This is a genomic window from Mesorhizobium sp. M3A.F.Ca.ET.175.01.1.1 (assembly GCF_004791945.1).
Classification (GTDB): domain Bacteria; phylum Pseudomonadota; class Alphaproteobacteria; order Rhizobiales; family Rhizobiaceae; genus Mesorhizobium.
The window spans coordinates 212,826-230,108 of sequence record NZ_SRTP01000008.1 but is presented as its reverse complement, the minus strand read 5'-3'; the positions used below and the strand labels follow the sequence as shown (position 1 = coordinate 230,108).

The window sequence follows — 17,283 nt, the reverse complement described above, 5'->3', positions numbered from 1 at the left end:
GCTTCCCTTCTCCCACAAGCGGAGAAGGCAAAGCTACCGCAATTGCCGAAAAGCCAAAACATTGCTATCTACCCCGCCATGGAAGAGCTTTTCGGCGATCCGGCCTATAAGGGTTTCGTGCTGCAGGACAGAAAGCGCCTGCCGTCGCGATTTGCCGCGCGCGTCTGCGGCGCGCTCACCAGCCGACTTAGCTGAGCCGACGTCGCCTCCTCGCCCTTGCCGGGTTGCATGGTTCGGCACAGGCACCTTCCCATTTTCACATCGACGGATTTACGCACATGAGCGCACCGCGCACCCTCTACGACAAGATCTTCGACGACCATGTCGTCGACCGCCAGGACGACGGCACCTGCTTGCTCTATATCGACCGCCACCTCGTGCACGAGGTCACCAGCCCGCAGGCCTTCGAAGGCCTGCGCATGAGCGGCCGCCAGGTCCGGCATCCGGAAAAGACGCTCGCCGTGGTCGACCACAATGTGCCGACCTCGCCGGAGCGCAAGTTCGGCATCAAGAACGAGGAGAGCCGCATCCAGGTCGAGGCGCTGGCCAAGAACGCCAAGGATTTCGGCATCGACTACTACTCCGAGAACGATATCCGCCAGGGCATCGTCCACATCATCGGACCGGAACAGGGTTTTACCCTGCCCGGCATGACCATCGTGTGCGGCGACAGCCACACCTCCACGCACGGTGCCTTTGGAGCATTGGCGCATGGCATCGGCACCTCGGAGGTCGAGCATGTGCTGGCGACGCAGACGCTGATCCAGCGCAAGGCCAAGAACATGCTGGTGCGGGTCGACGGCACGCTGCCGGAAGGCGTCACCGCCAAGGACATCATCCTCGCCATCATCGGCGAAATCGGCACCGCGGGCGGCACCGGCTATGTCATCGAATATGCCGGCGAGGCGATCCGCTCGCTGTCGATGGAAGGCCGCATGACGATCTGCAACATGTCGATCGAGGGCGGCGCGCGCGCCGGCCTGATCGCGCCGGACGAGACGACCTTCGCCTATGTCAAGGACAAGCCGCGCGCGCCGAAGGGTGCGGCCTGGGACGCGGCAATGGCCTATTGGAAGACGCTGCATTCGGACGAAGGCGCGCATTTCGACAAGGTGGTCGTGCTCGACGCGCAGAAGCTGCCGCCGATCGTCTCCTGGGGCTCTTCGCCGGAGGACGTCGTTTCGGTGCAGGGCGTTGTGCCCAATCCGGAAGACATTGCCGACGAGAACAAGCGCTCATCCAAGCTGCGCGCGCTCGACTATATGGGGCTGACGCCGGGAACCAAGATCACCGACATCGCGCTCGACCGGGTGTTCATCGGTTCCTGCACCAACGGCCGCATCGAAGATCTGCGCGCCGCCGCCAAGGTGGTCGAGGGCAAGAAGGTCAATCCGCGCGTCAATGCCATGATCGTGCCGGGCTCCGGCCTGGTCAAGGAACAGGCCGAGGCCGAGGGGCTCGACAAGATCTTCGTCGCCGCCGGCTTCGACTGGCGCGAGCCGGGCTGCTCGATGTGCCTGGCCATGAACGACGACCGGCTGAAGCCGCATGAGCGCTGCGCCTCGACCTCGAACCGCAATTTCGAGGGACGCCAAGGGTTCAAGGGCCGCACCCACCTGGTGTCGCCGGCGATGGCGGCAGCGGCGGCGATCGCCGGCCATTTCGTGGACATCCGCGACTGGAAATAGTCGCCGGCACCAAATGCAAAAAAGGCCCGGATCGCGCTGCGGTCCGGGCCTTCTGCTTGCAGGCTTGTCGGTTACCTGCGAACGATCTTGTGAAACTGTTCGCGCCGGCCGGGCTCGTCGGCGGCCACCACCAGCGCCAATTTTCGTTCGTCGAAGACCTTGAACCACTCGTCCCATTCGACCAGTTCGTAGCCGCCGGCATTCATCGGCCGCTCCGGCCGGTCGTCGTCCTCATAGGCGTGCTGGCCAAACACCAGACGCAGCATGGCCTGCGTCCCGGCTTCGGGCGAGACGTCGACAATGGCCGGAAAACCGGCTCGCGCCGCCGCCCAGGAACGGATCGCGTCGTGATCGGTCAAGGTGATTGTGTCGGCCATAGGCATCACTCCTGTCTGGCCGGAAAACGCCGCTTGCGGGTGCCGGTTCCGGTGGGTTGCTGAGATCCTTCGGATTTCGCTTAACGGCTTGTTCGTGCTTCCGGTCTAGCATCTGCCCCAGGGTCAAGCGGGGAAAGCCACAGTCCTTTGGACACCGGTCTGCTCATAGCGCTGCTCAATCCGACGATAGCGCTGGCCCTCGGCGCTGCGTTCCTCGTGCTGTGGTTCCATCAGCGCCATCGTCCCTATCTGGCGGTGCTGGCGGCAAGCTACTGTCTCTCGGCGCTTGGCTTCCTGTTCCAATACTTCACTCTCCCCGTCGGCATGATGCCGACCAAGCTCATTTCCAACATCTGCTTCACGGCTGCGGCCTGCTGCCTATCCAGCGCGGTCGTGGCGCGCTTCGGCAGGCGCGTACCCTTTGTCGGCATCGCGCTCACCACCGGCGGGGGGCTTGCTGCCTTTTCGTGGTTCATGTTCGTCCAGCCGGATCTCGCCTGGCGTATCCTTTCGATGAATTTCGGTTTCGGCGCCTTGAGCCTGGTGGTCGCCGCCGAACTCAGGACCGTGCGCAACGAGGGCCCGACCCAAAAAATCTTGTTCGCGCTGTCGCTGCTTTCCGGGCTGAACTTCATCCTGCGCACACTGGTCGTCGTCATCGCGCATGGACCATTCCCGAGCTATGACGGATTCTACGACTCGTCCTACTGGACCACGGCGCTGCTCTCGCATGCCTTGCTGTCGCTGCTCATCGCGCTCTGCCTGTTCACGGCGGCGGCGCTCGACGTGATGAAGGCGCTGAAGGCCGAGACCCATACCGATCCGCTGTCCGGACTGCTCAACCGCCGCGGCTTCGAGGAACGGGCGGCGCAACTGCTTGAGCAGTGCGGCAAGGCCGGGTTCCCGGTCGCCATGGTGCTTGCCGACCTCGATCACTTCAAGGCTCTCAACGACCAGTACGGGCATGAGGCGGGCGACAGGGTGATTGCCGATTTCGCCGCCAAACTGCGCTTCGCCACGGGAACCCGCGGCGCCGCCGGCCGTATCGGCGGCGAGGAATTCGCGGTGCTGCTGCCGCTCAGCGACCTCGCCTCGGCCCGCCTCTTCGCCGAGGCGATCCGCACCTTCTATTCGGTCGGCGCGATCGACGGGCTGCCGCCGGGCACCAGGGTGACCGCCAGCTTCGGCGTCGCCGCCCGCACCGGCAACGAGGGGCTGGTGCCGCTGATGCGCCGCGCCGACGAGGCGCTCTACAAGGCCAAGAAGAACGGCCGCGACAGCGTGCGGCTGTCGTATGAGCGGCCGGAAACCGTTTTCGTCGCCGAACCGCTCGGCGTCGGGTGAAAGCCAGTCCAGTTCCGGGGCGGAAACTCCCAGACGCCTTCCGCGCGCGTTAACCTCTTTTTCGCGCCTGGATGGTCTTCTCTGCCGGCATATCCTTCGAAAGAATCATGGGCAGCGCCGACATCATCCTGGTGATCAATCTGTTCGTCGCCGGGCTGCTGGCGGCGTCCTTCATGACGCTCGCTATACATGAGGTCGGCCGGGTTGCCGCTCGCTGGCTGGCCTTCAGCTATATGCTCGGCATGGCCTATTTCGCCGCCGAGTTCGCCATTCCCGCCTTCGACGATGCGCGCTTGCCGGTCGTTGCCGCCTTTGCCGTCTTCCTGGCGGCCACGATCGCCTTCAATGGCGGGCTTGCACACAAATATGGCGTCGCGCCACCCTGGGCGCCGATGCTGTTCTTCCTCGCTGTCGCATCGGTCGGCGTCTTCACGGTTCAGGATCTGCCGCGCCACTCGCTCACCCGCATGATGGCCTACCAGCTCCCCTATGCCGCCATGCAGTCGACCGCTCTGATTATCGTCGGGTCATCGAGGCAAAGGCGCGGGCGGCTCGATCACCTTTTGATGACGGTGCTGGCTGCCAGCGCCATCCAGTTCGCCTCGAAGCCTTTCATCGCCGGCGCGCTCGGCGGCTGGGGCGCCAATCCGCAATCCTACGTGCAGACCAGCTATGCGCTTGTCTCACAGTCGCTCGGCACCGTGTTCGGCCTGGCCCTGGCGCTGCTGGCGCTGGCCATCCTGGTGCGCGACGTGCTTGCCGAAGCGACGTCGAAATCCGAAACCGACGTGCTGTCGCGGCTGCTCAACCGCCGCGGTTTCGAGCGCCATGCGGAGCTCGCCATGGGAGACGCCGTCCGCCAAGGGGTTCCGGTGGCGCTGGTCATCGCCGATCTCGATCATTTCAAGGGCATCAACGACAGCTACGGTCATGCCTGCGGCGATCTCGTCATCGAGACCTTTGCCGGTTTCCTGCGCGAAGCGGCGGCCGAGCACCACGTGGCCGGCCGCATCGGCGGCGAAGAATTCGCCATCATCCTGCCGGGCACCAATCTGGCCGCCGCGCGGCTGTTTGCCGAGGGCGCGCGCAGCGCTTTCGGCGCTCTGCCGATTGACGGCCTGCCCATCGAATACCGCTGCAGCGCGAGCTTCGGCGTTGCAGAACTGGCCGCGGAAGAAGATTTTTCAGGCCTCCTGCGGCGCGCCGACGAGGCGCTTTATCAGGCCAAGGGCGCCGGTCGCGACTGCGTCCGGGTTTCACCCGGACCTACGGGACGGCAGAACAAGCCGATCAGCGGCAAGGGCTGAGATTGGGCATCTCGCCGTCGGAAAGCCCGTACATGTAGCTGCGGCCCTTCACGAAGACCGGGGGCTGGTAGCAGCCGGGAGCCCAGGCGTCGTCCGATTCGTCGTAGATCACGCCTGGCTGGGCGCCGCCTGTGTAGCCCGACATTTCCTTGGCCAGCTTGCCCTCACCGACGATGATGCGCTTGTAGCCGGCGGCGCTGTCGATGACGAGGTTGCCGAAGGAATCGGCATAGACGCGGTCGTGGTGGCGCAGGCCGGCTTCGGCCGGTACCGCAACTGCGATGGCGCATGCGGCCAACATCAGTGCTGCAAGGCTCGTACGCATGGAATTCGAACGCATGTCGCCCTCCAATCATTCGGTGCGACCCTGATGAATCGCGTTCCGGACTTCGTTCGAATCAGAAATTAACCCTTTCTTAACCTTTGTTAAGAGCCAGGCAGGTTTTGCGGCCATATCTTGATAAACATGGTTAATTTTGCGGGCGGCGGCGCACATCCCGACGACCGCTCTGCCAGTGGGGTGACGTTAAGATGGCCCATGACGCAAACGTGATTGGGGCGCGAGAAGCGCTGGTGACGAGAAAGGCCTCGGCGCCACTGATCTGCAGATGGCGGCGCGACCAAATCCTCCTCGGCATCTCGCACTGCAGCGACGCTGCGCCGGGTTGGCACAGGCGCGCTAATCGATTGAAGCGAATTCCTCTCCTTTTTTCAGACTAAATGACTTTTCCAAAACGATTTTCCGGCTTTGACGCGGTGCAAAAAGCGCATTAGAAACCGGCTGTCCGAAGTCGCATCCGGAAAGCGGCCATGCCGCATTCCAAGCTCCGGGACGCCGACGCCGAACTGGGGGAGCCATGAGCCAATCACCAGCCACCCGCGCATCTGCCAGACGTGAACGGCCGCTTTCGCCGCATCTGACCATCTATCGCCCGCCAATCACCATGACGATGTCGATCATCCATCGCATCACCGGCGGCGCGCTCTACTTCGGCACACTGCTGGTGGCGGCATGGCTGATCGCGGCGTCGAGCTCGCAGGCCGCGTTCGACTGGGTCAACTGGGCATTCGGCTCCTGGCTCGGCCGGCTCGTCCTCTTCGGCTACACCTGGGCGCTGATGCACCATATGCTCGGCGGACTGCGTCATCTCATCTGGGACACCGGGGCGGGGCTCGAAAAACACACCGCCTCGAGGATCGCCTGGGCAACGCTCGCCGGCTCGATCGCGCTCACGTTGCTGATCTGGGTCGCCGGCTACATGGCGCGGGGGGCTTTGTAATGAGCGCGAACAACACGGACATGCGCACCCCGCTCGGCAAGGTCCGCGGCCTCGGCTCGGCCCGGGAAGGCACCGGCCATTTCTGGCGCCAGCGGCTGACGGCGGTCGCCAATATCCCGCTGATCCTGTTCTTCGTCGGCTTTCTCATTGCCATCAACGGGCACGGCTATGCGGAGGTGCGGGCAGCCCTTGCCAATCCGTTCGTCGCGCTTGTGCTGGCCCTGGTGCTCATCTCCGCCCTCTACCACATGCGGCTCGGCATGCAGGTGATCATCGAGGACTATGTGCATGGCGAGGGCATGAGGCTTGCGCTGATCGCCCTCAACACATTCTTCGCAATCGCTGTCGGCGTCGCTTCGCTCTTCGCCCTGCTCAAACTCGCATTCGGAGGCTGAAGCCTTGGCCAACGCAAACACCTCGGCTTCCGCCTATGATTTCGTCGACCACAAATTCGATGTGGTGATCGTCGGCGCCGGCGGCGCCGGCCTGCGCGCGACGCTCGGCATGGCCGAGCAGGGCCTGCGCACCGCCTGCATCACCAAGGTTTTTCCGACGCGCTCGCACACGGTGGCGGCGCAGGGCGGCATCGCTGCCTCGCTGTCGAACATGGGGCCCGATTCCTGGCAGTGGCACATGTATGACACCGTCAAGGGTTCGGACTGGCTGGGTGACGTCGACGCCATGGAATATATGGTGCGCGAGGCGCCGGCCGCTGTGTACGAACTCGAGCATTACGGCGTGCCTTTCTCGCGCACCGAAGAGGGCAAGATCTATCAGCGGCCGTTCGGCGGCCACATGATGAATTATGGCGACGGGCCGCCGGTGCAGCGCACCTGCGCGGCCGCCGACCGCACCGGCCATGCCATCCTGCACACGCTCTACGGCCAGTCGCTGAAGAACAACGCCCAGTTCTTCATTGAGTATTTCGCGCTCGACCTGATCATGGAGCCGGACGGCACCTGCACCGGCGTGGTCGCATGGAACCTCGACGACGGCACCATCCACCGCTTCTCGGCGAAGATGGTGGTGCTGGCAACCGGCGGTTACGGCCGCGCCTATTTCTCCGCCACCTCGGCGCATACCTGCACCGGCGACGGCGGCGGCATGGCAGCGCGCGCCGGGCTGCCGCTGCAGGACATGGAATTCGTGCAGTTCCACCCGACCGGCATCTACGGCGCCGGCTGCCTGATCACCGAAGGTGCGCGCGGCGAGGGCGGCTATCTCGTCAACTCCGAAGGCGAGCGCTTCATGGAGCGCTACGCGCCGTCGGCCAAGGACCTTGCCTCGCGCGATGTCGTCTCGCGCTGCATGACGCTGGAGATCCGCGAGGGCCGCGGCGTCGGCAAGAACAAGGACCACATCTTCCTGCACCTCGACCATCTCGATCCGGCCGTGCTCGCCGAGCGGCTGCCGGGCATCTCGGAATCGGCCAAGATCTTCGCCGGCGTCGACCTCACCAAGGAGCCGATCCCGGTGCTGCCGACGGTGCACTACAATATGGGCGGCGTGCCGACCAATTACTGGGGCGAGGCGCTGAACCCGACCCTGGAAAACCCCGACCGCGTGTCGCCTGGGCTGATGGCCGTGGGCGAGGCCGGGTGCGCTTCCGTGCACGGCGCCAACCGGCTGGGCTCCAACTCGCTGATCGATCTCGTCGTGTTCGGCCGCGCCGCGGCGATCCGCGCCGGCCAGGTCATCGACCGCAAGTCGCAGATCCCGTCGCCCAATGCCGCTTCGGTCGAGAAGATCATGGACCGCTTCGACAGGCTGCGCCACGCCAACGGCTCGACGCCGACAGCCGCCTTGCGCGAGAAGATGCAGCGGGCGATGCAGGAAGACGCGGCCGTGTTCCGCACGCAGGAATCGCTCGAGAAAGGCTGCCAGCGCATTTCGCAGATCTGGGGCGAGCTCAAGGACTTGAAGGTCTTCGATCGCTCGATGATCTGGAATTCCGACCTGGTCGAGACGCTGGAACTGGAAAACCTGATGGTCAACGCCATCACCACCGTCTACGGCGCCGAGGCGCGCAAGGAGAGCCGCGGCGCACATGCGCGCGAAGATTTCTCGGCCCGCGACGATGCCGCCTGGCGCAAGCACACGCTGGCCCATGTCGGCGAGGACGGCAGGGTGACGCTCAGCTACCGGCCGGTGCACACGGAGCCGCAGCTGGCGGAGAAGGACGGCGGCATCAGCCTGGCCAAGATCGCGCCGAAGGCGCGGGTGTACTGACCATGGCGCTGGCGGCCGCGGGATATTCCGGCACGCCCCTGCCGGCCAAGCTCGGCCTGAAGGACGGCATGGTTGCCGCCTTCATCGCCTTGCCGGCCGAGCTCGAAGGCCTGGCTGAAGCCGTGGATTTTGCCGAAGTGGACCGGCTGGCCGAATGGGCCGCGATTTCGGGCAATCAGAAATACGATGCCGTGCATGCCTTCACGCGGCAGAGAGCCGAGATCGAGGGCGGACTTACCGGGATCGAGGCGGCGATCAAGCGCGACGGCATGGTTTGGGTTTCCTGGCCGAAGAAGGCCTCGAAGGTGCCGACCGACGTCACCGAGGACGTGATCCGCGCCGAGGCGCTCAAGCGCGATCTGGTCGACGTCAAGGTCGCAGCCGTTAACGAAATCTGGTCCGGGCTGAAGCTCGTCATCCGAAAGGACCGCAGGTAATGGTCGAACTCACGCTTCCGAAGAATTCGCAAATCAAGCAGGGCAAGACCTGGCCGAAGCCGGAGGGCGCCACGAACCTGCGCGAATATCGCATCTACCGCTGGTCGCCCGACGATGACGAGAATCCGCGCATCGACACCTATTTCGTCGACATGGACGATTGCGGGCCGATGGTGCTCGACGCCTTGCTCTACATCAAGAACAAGATCGATCCGACGCTGACGCTGCGCCGCTCCTGCCGCGAGGGCATTTGCGGCTCCTGCGCCATGAACATCGACGGCTCCAACACGCTGGCCTGCACCAAGGGCTGCGACGACATTTCGGGCGCGGTCAAGGTCTATCCGCTGCCGCATATGCCGGTGATCAAGGACCTGGTGCCCGACCTCACCAATTTCTATGCCCAGCACGCCTCGATCGAACCGTGGCTGAAGACGGTGTCGCCGACGCCCGCCACGGAGTGGCTGCAGAGCCATGAGGACCGCGAGAAGCTGGACGGGCTCTATGAGTGCATCCTGTGCGCCTGCTGCTCCACCTCCTGCCCGAGCTATTGGTGGAACGGCGACCGTTATCTCGGTCCGGCGGTGCTGCTGCAGGCCTATCGCTGGCTGATCGACAGCCGCGACGAGGCCAAGGGCGAGCGGCTCGACAACCTCGAGGATCCGTTCCGGCTCTATCGCTGCCACACCATCATGAACTGCGCCCAGACCTGCCCCAAGGGGCTCAACCCGGCCAAGGCGATCGCGGAGATCAAGAAGATGATGGTGGAGCGGCGGGTTTAGAATCTGGCCGCTCAGCGTCTTTGGTAGCGATCCTTAGCGCCCCCCTCTGTCCTGCCGGACATCTTCACCACGGGTGGGGAGATTGGCTGTCATCGCGGCTTTCGCCAATCTCAGAGGTTGAAGGATGAAGCGCTGTCGGCGAAGCTGCTGATCTCCCAAGTTGGCGGATGTCCGGCAGGACAGAGGGGGCGCTGTCCCGCCAGCGTCAGAAAGGATTGCGCCCATGACCGATCTTCCCACCCTCTCCCCCGTCGAAGCGCGCGTGCTCGGCTCGCTGATCGAGAAGAAGGAGCTGACGCCGGACGTCTACCCGCTGACGCTCAACGGCGCGCATCAGGCGGCCAACCAGAAGACGGCGCGGGAACCCGTCATGGCCTTGGAACTCACCGAGGTCAGGCGGGCGCTGAGCACGCTCGAGCAGAAGGGCCTGGTGCGGCAGGCCTTCGCATCGCGGGTCGAGCGCTACGAGCATCTGATGGCGCAGCGTTTTTCGCTGACCACGCCGCAGATCGCCATCATAGGCCTGCTGCTTCTGCGCGGCGCGCAGACCGCGCATGAATTGCTGGCGCGCGCCGAACGCATGGCGCGCTTTGCCTCGGTCGAGGAACTGCGCGACAATCTCGACCTTCTGATCGGCCGCCGGCCACCGCTCATTCTGCTGCTCGAACGTGCGCCCGGGCAGCGCGAGGAGCGCTATGTGCATCTGCTGAGCGGGCCGGTGGAGGCATCGGCGGCAGCAGCGCTATGGCAGCCGCCGGCGTCATCGGATTCCGATCTCGAAGCGCGGTTGCGAGCGCTCGAAGAAGAGGTCGCCGCGTTGCGGGCGAAGATTGAGGCGCTGGGCGGCTAGCTGGGCCGATATGTCGGCGGGACAGCGGCCCCCTCTGTCCTGCCGGACATCTCCCCCACGAGGGGGGAGATCAGAGGTCATGCCGGCTTTCGCCAATCGCCGACGTTAGAAAGAAGAGCGCCGGCGCTGGAGCCGCCAATCTCCCCACAAGTGGGGGAGATGCCCGGCAGGGCAGAGGGGGGCGCGAAGGAGCTCAGATAAAAACGCCAGTCACCCCAACCTTGCGTCGAGCGACACCTTTATCGCCCCAAGCGCCTTCGAGACCGGACACTCCGCCTTGGCCTTCTCGGCCAGTTCCTTGAACTTCGCCGCATCGATGCCGGGCACCTTGCCGACCAGGGTGATGGCGCTGCCGGTGATTCCGGTGCCGGGCACCAGCGTCACCACCGCCTTGGCGTCAAGTTCGGCCGCCGGGGTGCCGTTTTCGGCGAGGAAGTGCGACAGCTGCATGGCGTAGCAGCCGGCGTGCGCGGCGGCTATCAGCTCTTCCGGGTTGGTGCCGGACTTGCCGCTCTCGTCCTCGAAACGGGCCTTGAACGAATAGGGCGTTCCCTTCAGCGCTCCGCTCTGGCTATCCAGCGTGCCCTTGCCTTCTTTGAGATTGCCTTTCCAGACGGCGTTTGCGGTGCGGTCCATGAAAATCCTCCTGGGATGTCGGGGTTCGCGCCGGCGGGCGCCGGCGTTCTCCTCGACTATAGCGCGGGAGCGTCGGAAGACCATCCATGCACTGAGGCGTGTTGAGATTCCGGTGAGGCCGGCCTGACCTGAATCTCGCCTCCCGCCCACGTTCGCGGCGCGGGAAGAAAATGGCTGAGAAAATTACGCGTGCAAAATGTCGACTTCCCTCCCGCCCAACCGTCCTGCGTGCGGCCACGGAGTTCCGGCCGATGGAGGTTCAGGATGGACAATCTGTTCTTCGCGCTTTGGAGGCGTCCAACCGAAAGGGCTCGGCGTCCCGAAGATTTCTGGCTCGACCCGCCGGCATCCGGCTTCGTCCGGCTGGCGGCGGCGGTGGCCATCATCGCCTTCGCGGCATGGCTTCTCGATCATGCTGCGGCGGTCGGGAGCAAGGCTGAGAGTGTCGCCGTCGCCTCATATGGTTCATCAAAGCAAGAGAACAGAAAATGAAATATGTGCTGCTGGTCTATGGCGAGGAGAAAGTCCTCTTCGCGCTTACTGCGGAAAGGTCGGCCAAACTCGATGTCGACTCGCTCGCCTATGACAGGGTGCTCGACCAACAGGGAAAGTTGATCATCGCGCAGGCGCTGCAACCGGTGAGAGCATCGAAGTCGCTGCGGCGGCGCAAGGGCAAGCGGCTGGTCACCGATGGTCCATTCGCCGAGACCAAGGAGCAGTTGCTCGGCTTCGTCATGGTCGAGGCGCGCGATCTCGACGAAGCGCTCGAGATCGCCGACGGGATTCCGCTTGCCGAACTAGGCACCATCGAGATCCGGGCGGCCTACGACATCCCGGGGTCATGATCCCGGTGTATGGCGATTGCGCAGTCTTCGTTTGATGCATGTCGTTCTCCAAGAGCCGCTGCGCACTTTGGGCGACATGCATTGACTTAGGAGTTTCTTCATCGCGGCAACTGTTGCGTGTTGAAGCGATGCTGCACTTCTCTTATCGTCGCCGGGATTCGGGGGAATTCGGCATGCCGTTCTTGATTGCTATACTTGGCCTGCTCGGCGCGGCGGCGTTCTGGTGGTATCGGCTGAAGGCCATGAACGATGCCGCGCGCGAAGTCGCCGATGTCGTCGGGCGCGTGCAAGGCAATATCCGGCGCAAGAAGCTGCGCAAGCAGGCAGCGCTCTCGCCATTGACGGCGATCGACGATCCCGTGGTGGCTGCCGCGACGCTGATCACGGCGATCATTGCCGAGCAAGGCCCGATCCTGCCGCAGCGCGAAGGCGTGATCCGCGAGGTGATTGCGGAGATTGCGCAGAGCCAGAAGAAGACCGACGAGGCGGTGGTCTACGCCAAATGGGCGGCCGCGCAGGTCGACGACACGACGATCGTCATCGACAAGCTGGCGCCGTTCCTGCGCGAACGTCTGGATCCGAACGAGAGGAACGACTTGCTGCAAATGCTGAACCGTGTGGCGCAAGGCGGCGAGCAGAGTTTGCGGATCGGCGACCAGCGCATGCTGAGGCTCAGGCAGAAGCTCGGTTTCGAGGTGAATTGAGCTGAAGCCGCGGCGGCCTGACCGCTCCTTGGTGATTGGGCGAAACGCCTCTCGCGTCGTCATTCTATGGCGGAGCAAGGAGCGAAGCGACGTGGCGCAGACCATAGAATCCATTCTGTTACCTATAAGCGTTGCAGCAGTGCAGAATTCTGGTCGGCTGCGCTCTTCGACCAAGGGCGCGGCATGGATCCGCGGGTCTTCGCGTCCGCCTCGCTCCCGCTCCGCCCGTGGATGACGATATCGCGTGGGCCTCGGCCTCCGCGAAACCCTCAGATCGCCTCGCCCTTGAGCAGCCGCGGCGTGTCGCCAGACAGGCCCGAGGCCTGACGAATGAAGAAATCCTTGAGCCTAGGCATGCGTTCGACAAGGCCAAGGCCGATGTCGCGCGCGGCGCGCAACGGGCCGATGTCGTTGGAGAACAGCCGGTTCAGCACGTCGGTGGTGACGCCCATCTGCAGTGTGTCGAAGCGGCGCCATTGCTGGTAGCGCTCCAGCACGTCGAGCGCGCCGATGTCCTGGCCGAGCCGGTCGGCCTCGACCACCACTTCGGCCAATGCGGCGACGTCCTTGAAGCCGAGGTTCAGGCCCTGGCCGGCGATCGGGTGGATGCCGTGGGCGGCGTCGCCGGCGAGCGCGATGCGGGTTGCAACGAAGGCGCGGGCGAGGGTGAGGCCGAGCGGCCAGGCGCGCGGCTTGTCGGCGACGCGGATCTCGCCGAGCTTGAGCCCGAAGCGCTGCTCGAGTTCGTGCTCGAAGACGAACTCGTCGCCGTCGACAAGCGTTTGCGCATCTTGCGTGCGCTCGACCCAGACGATCGATGAGGCGTTGGTCCCATCCTTGCGCGGCTTCAGCGGCAGCGTGGCGAAGGGGCCGGCCGGCAGGAAATGTTCCTCGGCGCGACCGTTGTGCGGGCGTTCATGCGCGACCGTGCAGACGATGCCGGACTGGCCGTACTCCCATTTCACCGTCTTGATGCCGGCCATGTCGCGCAGCTTGGAATTGACGCCGTCGGCGGCGATCAGCAGTCGCGCCTTGAGCGCAGCGCCATCGGCCAGATGCACGGTGATGCCGGTTCCAGAGGTATCGAAGGCATTGACCGCCATGCCCTCGATGATATCGATGCCGAGCTCTTCGGCGCGCCGGCGCAGCGCGCCGTTTAGATCCCGGTTGGCGACCATATGGGCGAAAGGCTCGCCGGGCGCGACTTCGCCGTCGAAGGTCAAGAACACCGGGCGCACCGGATCGGCGGCGCGCGAATCGGTGATGATCATCTCGGTGATCGCCTGCGCTTCTGGCGCGATCTCTTCCCATACGCCGAGCTGCTCGAGCATGCGGCAGGCCGCGGCGGCGATCGCCGAGGCGCGGCCGTCCTTCTGCCAGACCCCGGCCGGTGCCGCATCGACGATGGCGACGGCGAGGCTCGGGCGCGCCTGCTTCAGCGACACCGCTGCGGCGAGCCCGACATAGCCGGCGCCTGCCACCAGCACGTCCAGCGCGGCCTCGTCCGCTCCACCCGCATTGCCGTCGACCATGGCACTTTCCCTTTCGCGGCTCGAGACCGCTGCGGCGGCCATAGCAGCTTGACTGACTGCCTGTCCTGTCCGAAACCCGCCATGGCACATCTTCGAAGGACGTGGAACATGACGGCGGCCATGGACGAGCTTCTGGGCATTCTCGACCTCGAGCAGCTCGAACACAACCTGTATCGTGGTCGCAGTCCCAAGCTCGACTGGCAGCGTGTGTTCGGCGGCCAGACCATCGCCCAGGCACTTGTCGCCGCCCAGCGCACGGTCGATCCGGAGCGCCACGTGCATTCGCTGCACGGCTATTTCATGCGCCCCGGCGACACCAAGGTGCCGATCGTCTACGAGGTCGACCGCATTCGGGACGGCGGCTCCTTCACCACGCGCCGCGTGGTTGCGATCCAGCATGGCCAGGCGATCTTCTCGCTGGAAGCCTCGTTCCAGCAGGACGAGGTCGGCCTCGAACACCAGCTGCCGATGCCGCGCAACGTGCCGGCGCCCGACACGCTGCTGTCGCAGCGCGAGTTGCTCGGCAAGTTCGGCGAGGCGGTCCCGGAAGGCATCAAACGCTATTGGGAACGCGACCGGCCGATCGAGATGAAACCGGTGATGCTGAAGCACTATACCAGCCGCGAGAAACTGGAGCCGGAGCAGAACATCTGGATCCGCACCACCGGTCCGGTGCCGGAGGACCGCGCCACCCAGGCGGCAGTGCTCGCCTATCTCTCCGACATGACGCTGCTCGACACCTCGACCTTCGCGCATGGCCGCGCCATCTTCGACCGCGACATCCAGGCGGCAAGCCTCGACCACGCCATGTGGTTCCACCGCAGCCATGCGCTGGACGACTGGATCCTCTACACGCAGGATAGTCCGTCCACGCAGGGCTCGAGAGGATTCACGCGCGGATCGCTGTTCGCGCGCGACGGAACGCTGATCGCGTCGGTCGCGCAGGAAGGCCTGATCCGGCTCAAACGGTGAGCCGGCTTGCGGGGAAGCCTGTAAAATAGGCGTTTTGACAATTTTGCCTATTTCTTAATCAGGTGCCTTGACGCGGCTGTGCACGAATAACGTGCAGCCGCCTTCAATCTCCTTTGTTTGCAACAAGTTACTGTCCTGCCTTGGCAATTGGCACGGAGCTTGAATCCTGTCGATCACTCTCCGGTTCCCGCGGGATCCGCGAAGTCGTGCAAACGCGGGCGACCGCAACAGCAAAAGGGTGAAACCTTATGAAAATCGTGATGGCAATCATCAAGCCGTTCAAGCTCGACGAGGTGCGCGAAGCGCTCACCGCCGTCGGCATCCAGGGCCTGACCGTCACCGAAGTCAAAGGCTACGGGCGTCAGAAGGGGCATACGGAAATCTACCGCGGCGCGGAATATGCGGTCAGCTTCCTGCCCAAGATCAAGATCGAGGTCGCGGTCGGTTCCGACATGGTCGACAAGGCCGTCGAAGCCATCACCTCGGCCGCCAAGACGGGCCAGATCGGCGACGGCAAGATCTTCGTCTTCGGCATCGACCAGGCGGTGCGCATCCGCACCGGCGAAACAGACACCGACGCGCTCTAGAGCGGCGAGCACGTATTCCAATGGAGAGTTCAATGAACATACCTTCCACCTTGAAGTCGGTGGCGCGCTCCGCGCTGCTGGGCTCGTTCGCGCTCGGAGCATTGGGCACTGTCGCCGCGTTGGCGCAGGAAGCGGCTCCCGCCGTTGCCGCGGCCGCGCCGGCAGCTCCCGCTTTCACCGTCGACAAGGGCGACACCACGTGGATGATGATTTCCACCGTGCTGGTGCTGTTGATGACCATTCCCGGCCTTGCCCTTTTCTACGGCGGCCTGGTTCGCACCAAGAACATGTTGTCGGTGCTGATGCAGGTCTTCACCATCACCTGCTTGGTCATGATCATCTGGGTCTTCTACGGCTACAGCCTGGCTTTCACCGCCGGCAATGCCTTCGTCGGAGGCCTGTCCAAAGCGTTTCTCTCCGGTGTCAGCGTATCGACGCTGTCGGAAACCTTCACCAAGGGCGTCGCCATTCCTGAATTGGTGTTCGTCGTCTTCCAGATGACCTTCGCCTGCATCACGCCTGCGCTGATCGTCGGCGCCTTCGCCGAACGCGTCAAATTCTCCGCTGTGATCCTTTTCGTCGTCCTCTGGGTGACGTTCGTCTACTTCCCGATTGCACATATGGTCTGGTTCTGGGGCGGCCCGAGCGCCTATTCCGACCCGTCCGGGCTGATCTTCGGCTTCGGTGCCATCGACTTCGCCGGCGGCACGGTCGTTCACATCAATGCGGGCATCGCCGGCCTCGTCGGAGCGCTGATGATCGGCAAGCGCATCGGCTACAAGAAGGACATCATGGCGCCGCACTCGATGACGCTCACCATGGTTGGTGCTTCACTGCTGTGGGTCGGCTGGTTCGGCTTCAACGCCGGTTCGAACCTGGAGGCGAACTCCTATGCGGTGCTGGCCATGATCAATACCTTCGTTGCCACGGCGGCGGCGGCATTGACCTGGATCGTGCTTGAATCGCTGCTGCGCGGCAAAGCGTCCATGCTCGGCGTTGCCTCGGGCGCGGTGACCGGCCTCGTCGCCGTCACGCCCGCCGCTGGCTTCGCCGGGCCGATGGGTGCTATTGTGCTCGGCATCGTCGCCACCTTCGTCTGTTACTTCTTCGTCTCGGTCGTGAAGAACACGTTCGACTATGACGACAGCCTGGATGTCTTCGGCGTCCACTGCGTTGGCGGCATCATCGGCGCGCTCGGCACCGGCATTCTGGTCAATCCCGCCCTCGGTGGCGCCGGCATCGTTGACTATTCGACGGCCGACTTCGCTGCTGGCTATGCCGGAACGGCTACCCAGCTGCTGGCGCAGGGCAAGGGCGTGCTGGTGACCGTCCTGTGGTCGGGCATCGGCAGCGCCATCCTCTACAAGATCGTCGACATGATCGTCGGTTTGCGTCCGTCGGCCGACGCAGAGCGCGAAGGCCTCGACCTCACCTCGCATGGCGAAGCGGCCTATCATCCGTAAGCCTCGCCAGTGCCGGGCGGCCCTGTGCCGCCCCGCATCCTCCCATCCCGTCGTGACGCTCTCGAAAGAGGGCTCACGCATTGAGGCCCGGAGCAATCCGGGCCTCTTTTTTGGAAATCGTATGGCTGCGACGAAGGGAGCGAGGAATCGTTTTCTGCGCGATCACGTTTCCGTGATGCGCGAAAGCCAAGAAACATACAGCTCACTGCTTCCGTACTTGGGGGGTAGCGAGCGCCGTTGCGGCGCCCGCAAA

General features: G+C 64.2%; 19 protein-coding genes. 15 read left to right on the top strand and 4 right to left on the bottom strand.

Features of this window, described 5'->3' with window-relative positions; genetic code table 11:
- Window positions 1–278 precede the first annotated feature (278 nt).
- Entirely contained in the window at window positions 279–1,688 is a 1,410-nt protein-coding gene (gene leuC, locus EN818_RS19780; protein ID WP_095804864.1) for a 3-isopropylmalate dehydratase large subunit, read from the top strand.
- Window positions 1,689–1,759: 71 nt separating this feature from the next.
- Here the strand turns inward: leuC and EN818_RS19775 are convergent, their stop codons facing one another.
- Complete coding sequence (locus tag EN818_RS19775) at window positions 1,760–2,065, bottom strand: hypothetical protein (protein ID WP_095804863.1); 306 nt, start codon at window positions 2,063–2,065, stop codon at window positions 1,760–1,762.
- A 147-nt stretch (window positions 2,066–2,212) separates the two neighbouring features.
- Between EN818_RS19775 and EN818_RS19770 the strand changes: the two genes are divergently transcribed.
- Together EN818_RS19770 and EN818_RS19765 are read left to right on the top strand one after the other, a co-directional pair.
- Window positions 2,213–3,409 carry a GGDEF domain-containing protein gene (locus EN818_RS19770; RefSeq protein ID WP_095804862.1) on the top strand — a complete coding sequence of 399 codons (1,197 nt, stop codon included), beginning with the start codon at window positions 2,213–2,215 and terminating at the stop codon, window positions 3,407–3,409.
- Between the two features lie 107 nt (window positions 3,410–3,516).
- Window positions 3,517–4,716 carry a GGDEF domain-containing protein gene (locus tag EN818_RS19765; RefSeq protein ID WP_095804975.1) on the top strand — a complete coding sequence of 400 codons (1,200 nt, stop codon included), beginning with the start codon at window positions 3,517–3,519 and terminating at the stop codon, window positions 4,714–4,716.
- Here the strand turns inward: EN818_RS19765 and EN818_RS19760 are convergent.
- On the bottom strand, window positions 4,700–5,056 hold the full coding sequence (locus EN818_RS19760) for a hypothetical protein (protein WP_095804861.1): 357 nt from the start codon (window positions 5,054–5,056) through the stop codon (window positions 4,700–4,702). The genes EN818_RS19765 and EN818_RS19760 overlap by 17 nt on opposite strands.
- A gap of 517 nt (window positions 5,057–5,573) precedes the next feature.
- Between EN818_RS19760 and sdhC the strand changes: the two genes are divergently transcribed.
- The 6 genes from sdhC (at window position 5,574) to EN818_RS19730 (ending at window position 10,291) form a co-directional block, all read left to right on the top strand.
- Window positions 5,574–5,996 (top strand): succinate dehydrogenase, cytochrome b556 subunit, encoded by a 423-nt coding sequence (gene sdhC / locus EN818_RS19755; protein WP_095804860.1) that lies wholly within the window; start codon window positions 5,574–5,576, stop codon window positions 5,994–5,996.
- Window positions 5,996–6,391: a succinate dehydrogenase, hydrophobic membrane anchor protein gene (gene sdhD / locus EN818_RS19750; RefSeq protein WP_095804859.1), complete on the top strand. Its 396-nt coding sequence runs from the start codon at window positions 5,996–5,998 to the stop codon at window positions 6,389–6,391. Before sdhC ends, sdhD begins: the two co-directional genes overlap by 1 nt.
- A 4-nt stretch (window positions 6,392–6,395) precedes the next feature.
- A complete protein-coding gene (sdhA, locus tag EN818_RS19745; protein ID WP_095804858.1) occupies window positions 6,396–8,225 on the top strand; it encodes a succinate dehydrogenase flavoprotein subunit in 1,830 nt (609 codons plus the stop codon).
- A gap of 2 nt (window positions 8,226–8,227) precedes the next feature.
- The gene (locus tag EN818_RS19740; protein ID WP_095804857.1) at window positions 8,228–8,662 is read left to right on the top strand and encodes a DUF3052 domain-containing protein; all 435 of its coding nucleotides are present in this window, start codon (window positions 8,228–8,230) and stop codon (window positions 8,660–8,662) included.
- Entirely contained in the window at window positions 8,662–9,441 is a 780-nt protein-coding gene (locus EN818_RS19735) for a succinate dehydrogenase iron-sulfur subunit (RefSeq protein ID WP_095804856.1), read from the top strand. Before EN818_RS19740 ends, EN818_RS19735 begins: the two co-directional genes overlap by 1 nt.
- 223 nt (window positions 9,442–9,664) lie before the next feature.
- On the top strand, window positions 9,665–10,291 hold the full coding sequence (locus tag EN818_RS19730) for a DUF480 domain-containing protein (RefSeq protein WP_095804855.1): 627 nt from the start codon (window positions 9,665–9,667) through the stop codon (window positions 10,289–10,291).
- Window positions 10,292–10,501: 210 nt separating this feature from the next.
- Here the strand turns inward: EN818_RS19730 and EN818_RS19725 are convergent, their stop codons facing one another.
- The gene (locus EN818_RS19725) at window positions 10,502–10,927 is read right to left on the bottom strand and encodes an OsmC family protein (protein WP_095804854.1); all 426 of its coding nucleotides are present in this window, start codon (window positions 10,925–10,927) and stop codon (window positions 10,502–10,504) included.
- A 264-nt stretch (window positions 10,928–11,191) separates the two neighbouring features.
- Between EN818_RS19725 and EN818_RS33260 the strand changes: the two genes are divergently transcribed.
- The 3 genes from EN818_RS33260 (at window position 11,192) to EN818_RS19710 (ending at window position 12,476) form a co-directional block, all read left to right on the top strand.
- Window positions 11,192–11,419 (top strand): hypothetical protein, encoded by a 228-nt coding sequence (locus EN818_RS33260; protein ID WP_095804853.1) that lies wholly within the window; start codon window positions 11,192–11,194, stop codon window positions 11,417–11,419.
- Entirely contained in the window at window positions 11,416–11,772 is a 357-nt protein-coding gene (locus EN818_RS19715; RefSeq protein WP_095804852.1) for a YciI family protein, read from the top strand. Before EN818_RS33260 ends, EN818_RS19715 begins: the two co-directional genes overlap by 4 nt.
- Window positions 11,773–11,945: 173 nt before the next feature.
- Window positions 11,946–12,476 carry a hypothetical protein gene (locus EN818_RS19710; protein ID WP_095804974.1) on the top strand — a complete coding sequence of 177 codons (531 nt, stop codon included), beginning with the start codon at window positions 11,946–11,948 and terminating at the stop codon, window positions 12,474–12,476.
- A gap of 269 nt (window positions 12,477–12,745) precedes the next feature.
- On the opposite strand, the gene EN818_RS19705 is transcribed toward EN818_RS19710, so the two are convergent.
- Window positions 12,746–14,008, bottom strand: a complete 1,263-nt coding sequence (locus EN818_RS19705) for a ubiquinone biosynthesis hydroxylase (protein ID WP_095804973.1) — start codon at window positions 14,006–14,008, stop codon at window positions 12,746–12,748.
- A gap of 108 nt (window positions 14,009–14,116) precedes the next feature.
- On the opposite strand from EN818_RS19705, the gene tesB reads away from it, so the two are divergent.
- The 3 genes from tesB (at window position 14,117) to EN818_RS19690 (ending at window position 17,030) form a co-directional block, all read left to right on the top strand.
- Window positions 14,117–14,980, top strand: coding sequence for an acyl-CoA thioesterase II (gene tesB, locus EN818_RS19700; RefSeq protein ID WP_095804851.1), 864 nt, complete (start codon window positions 14,117–14,119; stop codon window positions 14,978–14,980).
- Window positions 14,981–15,228: 248 nt separating this feature from the next.
- The gene (locus EN818_RS19695; protein ID WP_095804850.1) at window positions 15,229–15,567 is read left to right on the top strand and encodes a P-II family nitrogen regulator; all 339 of its coding nucleotides are present in this window, start codon (window positions 15,229–15,231) and stop codon (window positions 15,565–15,567) included.
- Window positions 15,568–15,599: 32 nt separating this feature from the next.
- Complete coding sequence (locus EN818_RS19690; RefSeq protein ID WP_095804849.1) at window positions 15,600–17,030, top strand: ammonium transporter; 1,431 nt, start codon at window positions 15,600–15,602, stop codon at window positions 17,028–17,030.
- Window positions 17,031–17,283 lie beyond the last annotated feature (253 nt).

Excerpts from the sequence above, each read along its gene's own strand:
- leuC (WP_095804864.1), top strand. The coding sequence starts at position 279 with ATGAGCGCACCGCGCACCCTCTACGACAAGATCTTCGACGACCATGTC.
- EN818_RS19775 (WP_095804863.1), bottom strand. The coding sequence starts at position 2,065 with ATGGCCGACACAATCACCTTGACCGATCACGACGCGATCCGTTCCTGG.
- EN818_RS19765 (WP_095804975.1), top strand. The coding sequence starts at position 3,517 with ATGGGCAGCGCCGACATCATCCTGGTGATCAATCTGTTCGTCGCCGGG.
- EN818_RS19760 (WP_095804861.1), bottom strand. The coding sequence starts at position 5,056 with ATGCGTTCGAATTCCATGCGTACGAGCCTTGCAGCACTGATGTTGGCC.
- sdhC (WP_095804860.1), top strand. The coding sequence starts at position 5,574 with ATGAGCCAATCACCAGCCACCCGCGCATCTGCCAGACGTGAACGGCCG.
- sdhD (WP_095804859.1), top strand. The coding sequence starts at position 5,996 with ATGAGCGCGAACAACACGGACATGCGCACCCCGCTCGGCAAGGTCCGC.
- EN818_RS19740 (WP_095804857.1), top strand. The coding sequence starts at position 8,228 with ATGGCGCTGGCGGCCGCGGGATATTCCGGCACGCCCCTGCCGGCCAAG.
- EN818_RS19735 (WP_095804856.1), top strand. The coding sequence starts at position 8,662 with ATGGTCGAACTCACGCTTCCGAAGAATTCGCAAATCAAGCAGGGCAAG.
- EN818_RS19730 (WP_095804855.1), top strand. The coding sequence starts at position 9,665 with ATGACCGATCTTCCCACCCTCTCCCCCGTCGAAGCGCGCGTGCTCGGC.
- EN818_RS19725 (WP_095804854.1), bottom strand. The coding sequence starts at position 10,927 with ATGGACCGCACCGCAAACGCCGTCTGGAAAGGCAATCTCAAAGAAGGC.
- EN818_RS33260 (WP_095804853.1), top strand. The coding sequence starts at position 11,192 with ATGGACAATCTGTTCTTCGCGCTTTGGAGGCGTCCAACCGAAAGGGCT.
- EN818_RS19715 (WP_095804852.1), top strand. The coding sequence starts at position 11,416 with ATGAAATATGTGCTGCTGGTCTATGGCGAGGAGAAAGTCCTCTTCGCG.
- EN818_RS19710 (WP_095804974.1), top strand. The coding sequence starts at position 11,946 with ATGCCGTTCTTGATTGCTATACTTGGCCTGCTCGGCGCGGCGGCGTTC.
- EN818_RS19705 (WP_095804973.1), bottom strand. The coding sequence starts at position 14,008 with ATGGTCGACGGCAATGCGGGTGGAGCGGACGAGGCCGCGCTGGACGTG.
- tesB (WP_095804851.1), top strand. The coding sequence starts at position 14,117 with ATGACGGCGGCCATGGACGAGCTTCTGGGCATTCTCGACCTCGAGCAG.
- EN818_RS19695 (WP_095804850.1), top strand. The coding sequence starts at position 15,229 with ATGAAAATCGTGATGGCAATCATCAAGCCGTTCAAGCTCGACGAGGTG.
- EN818_RS19690 (WP_095804849.1), top strand. The coding sequence starts at position 15,600 with ATGAACATACCTTCCACCTTGAAGTCGGTGGCGCGCTCCGCGCTGCTG.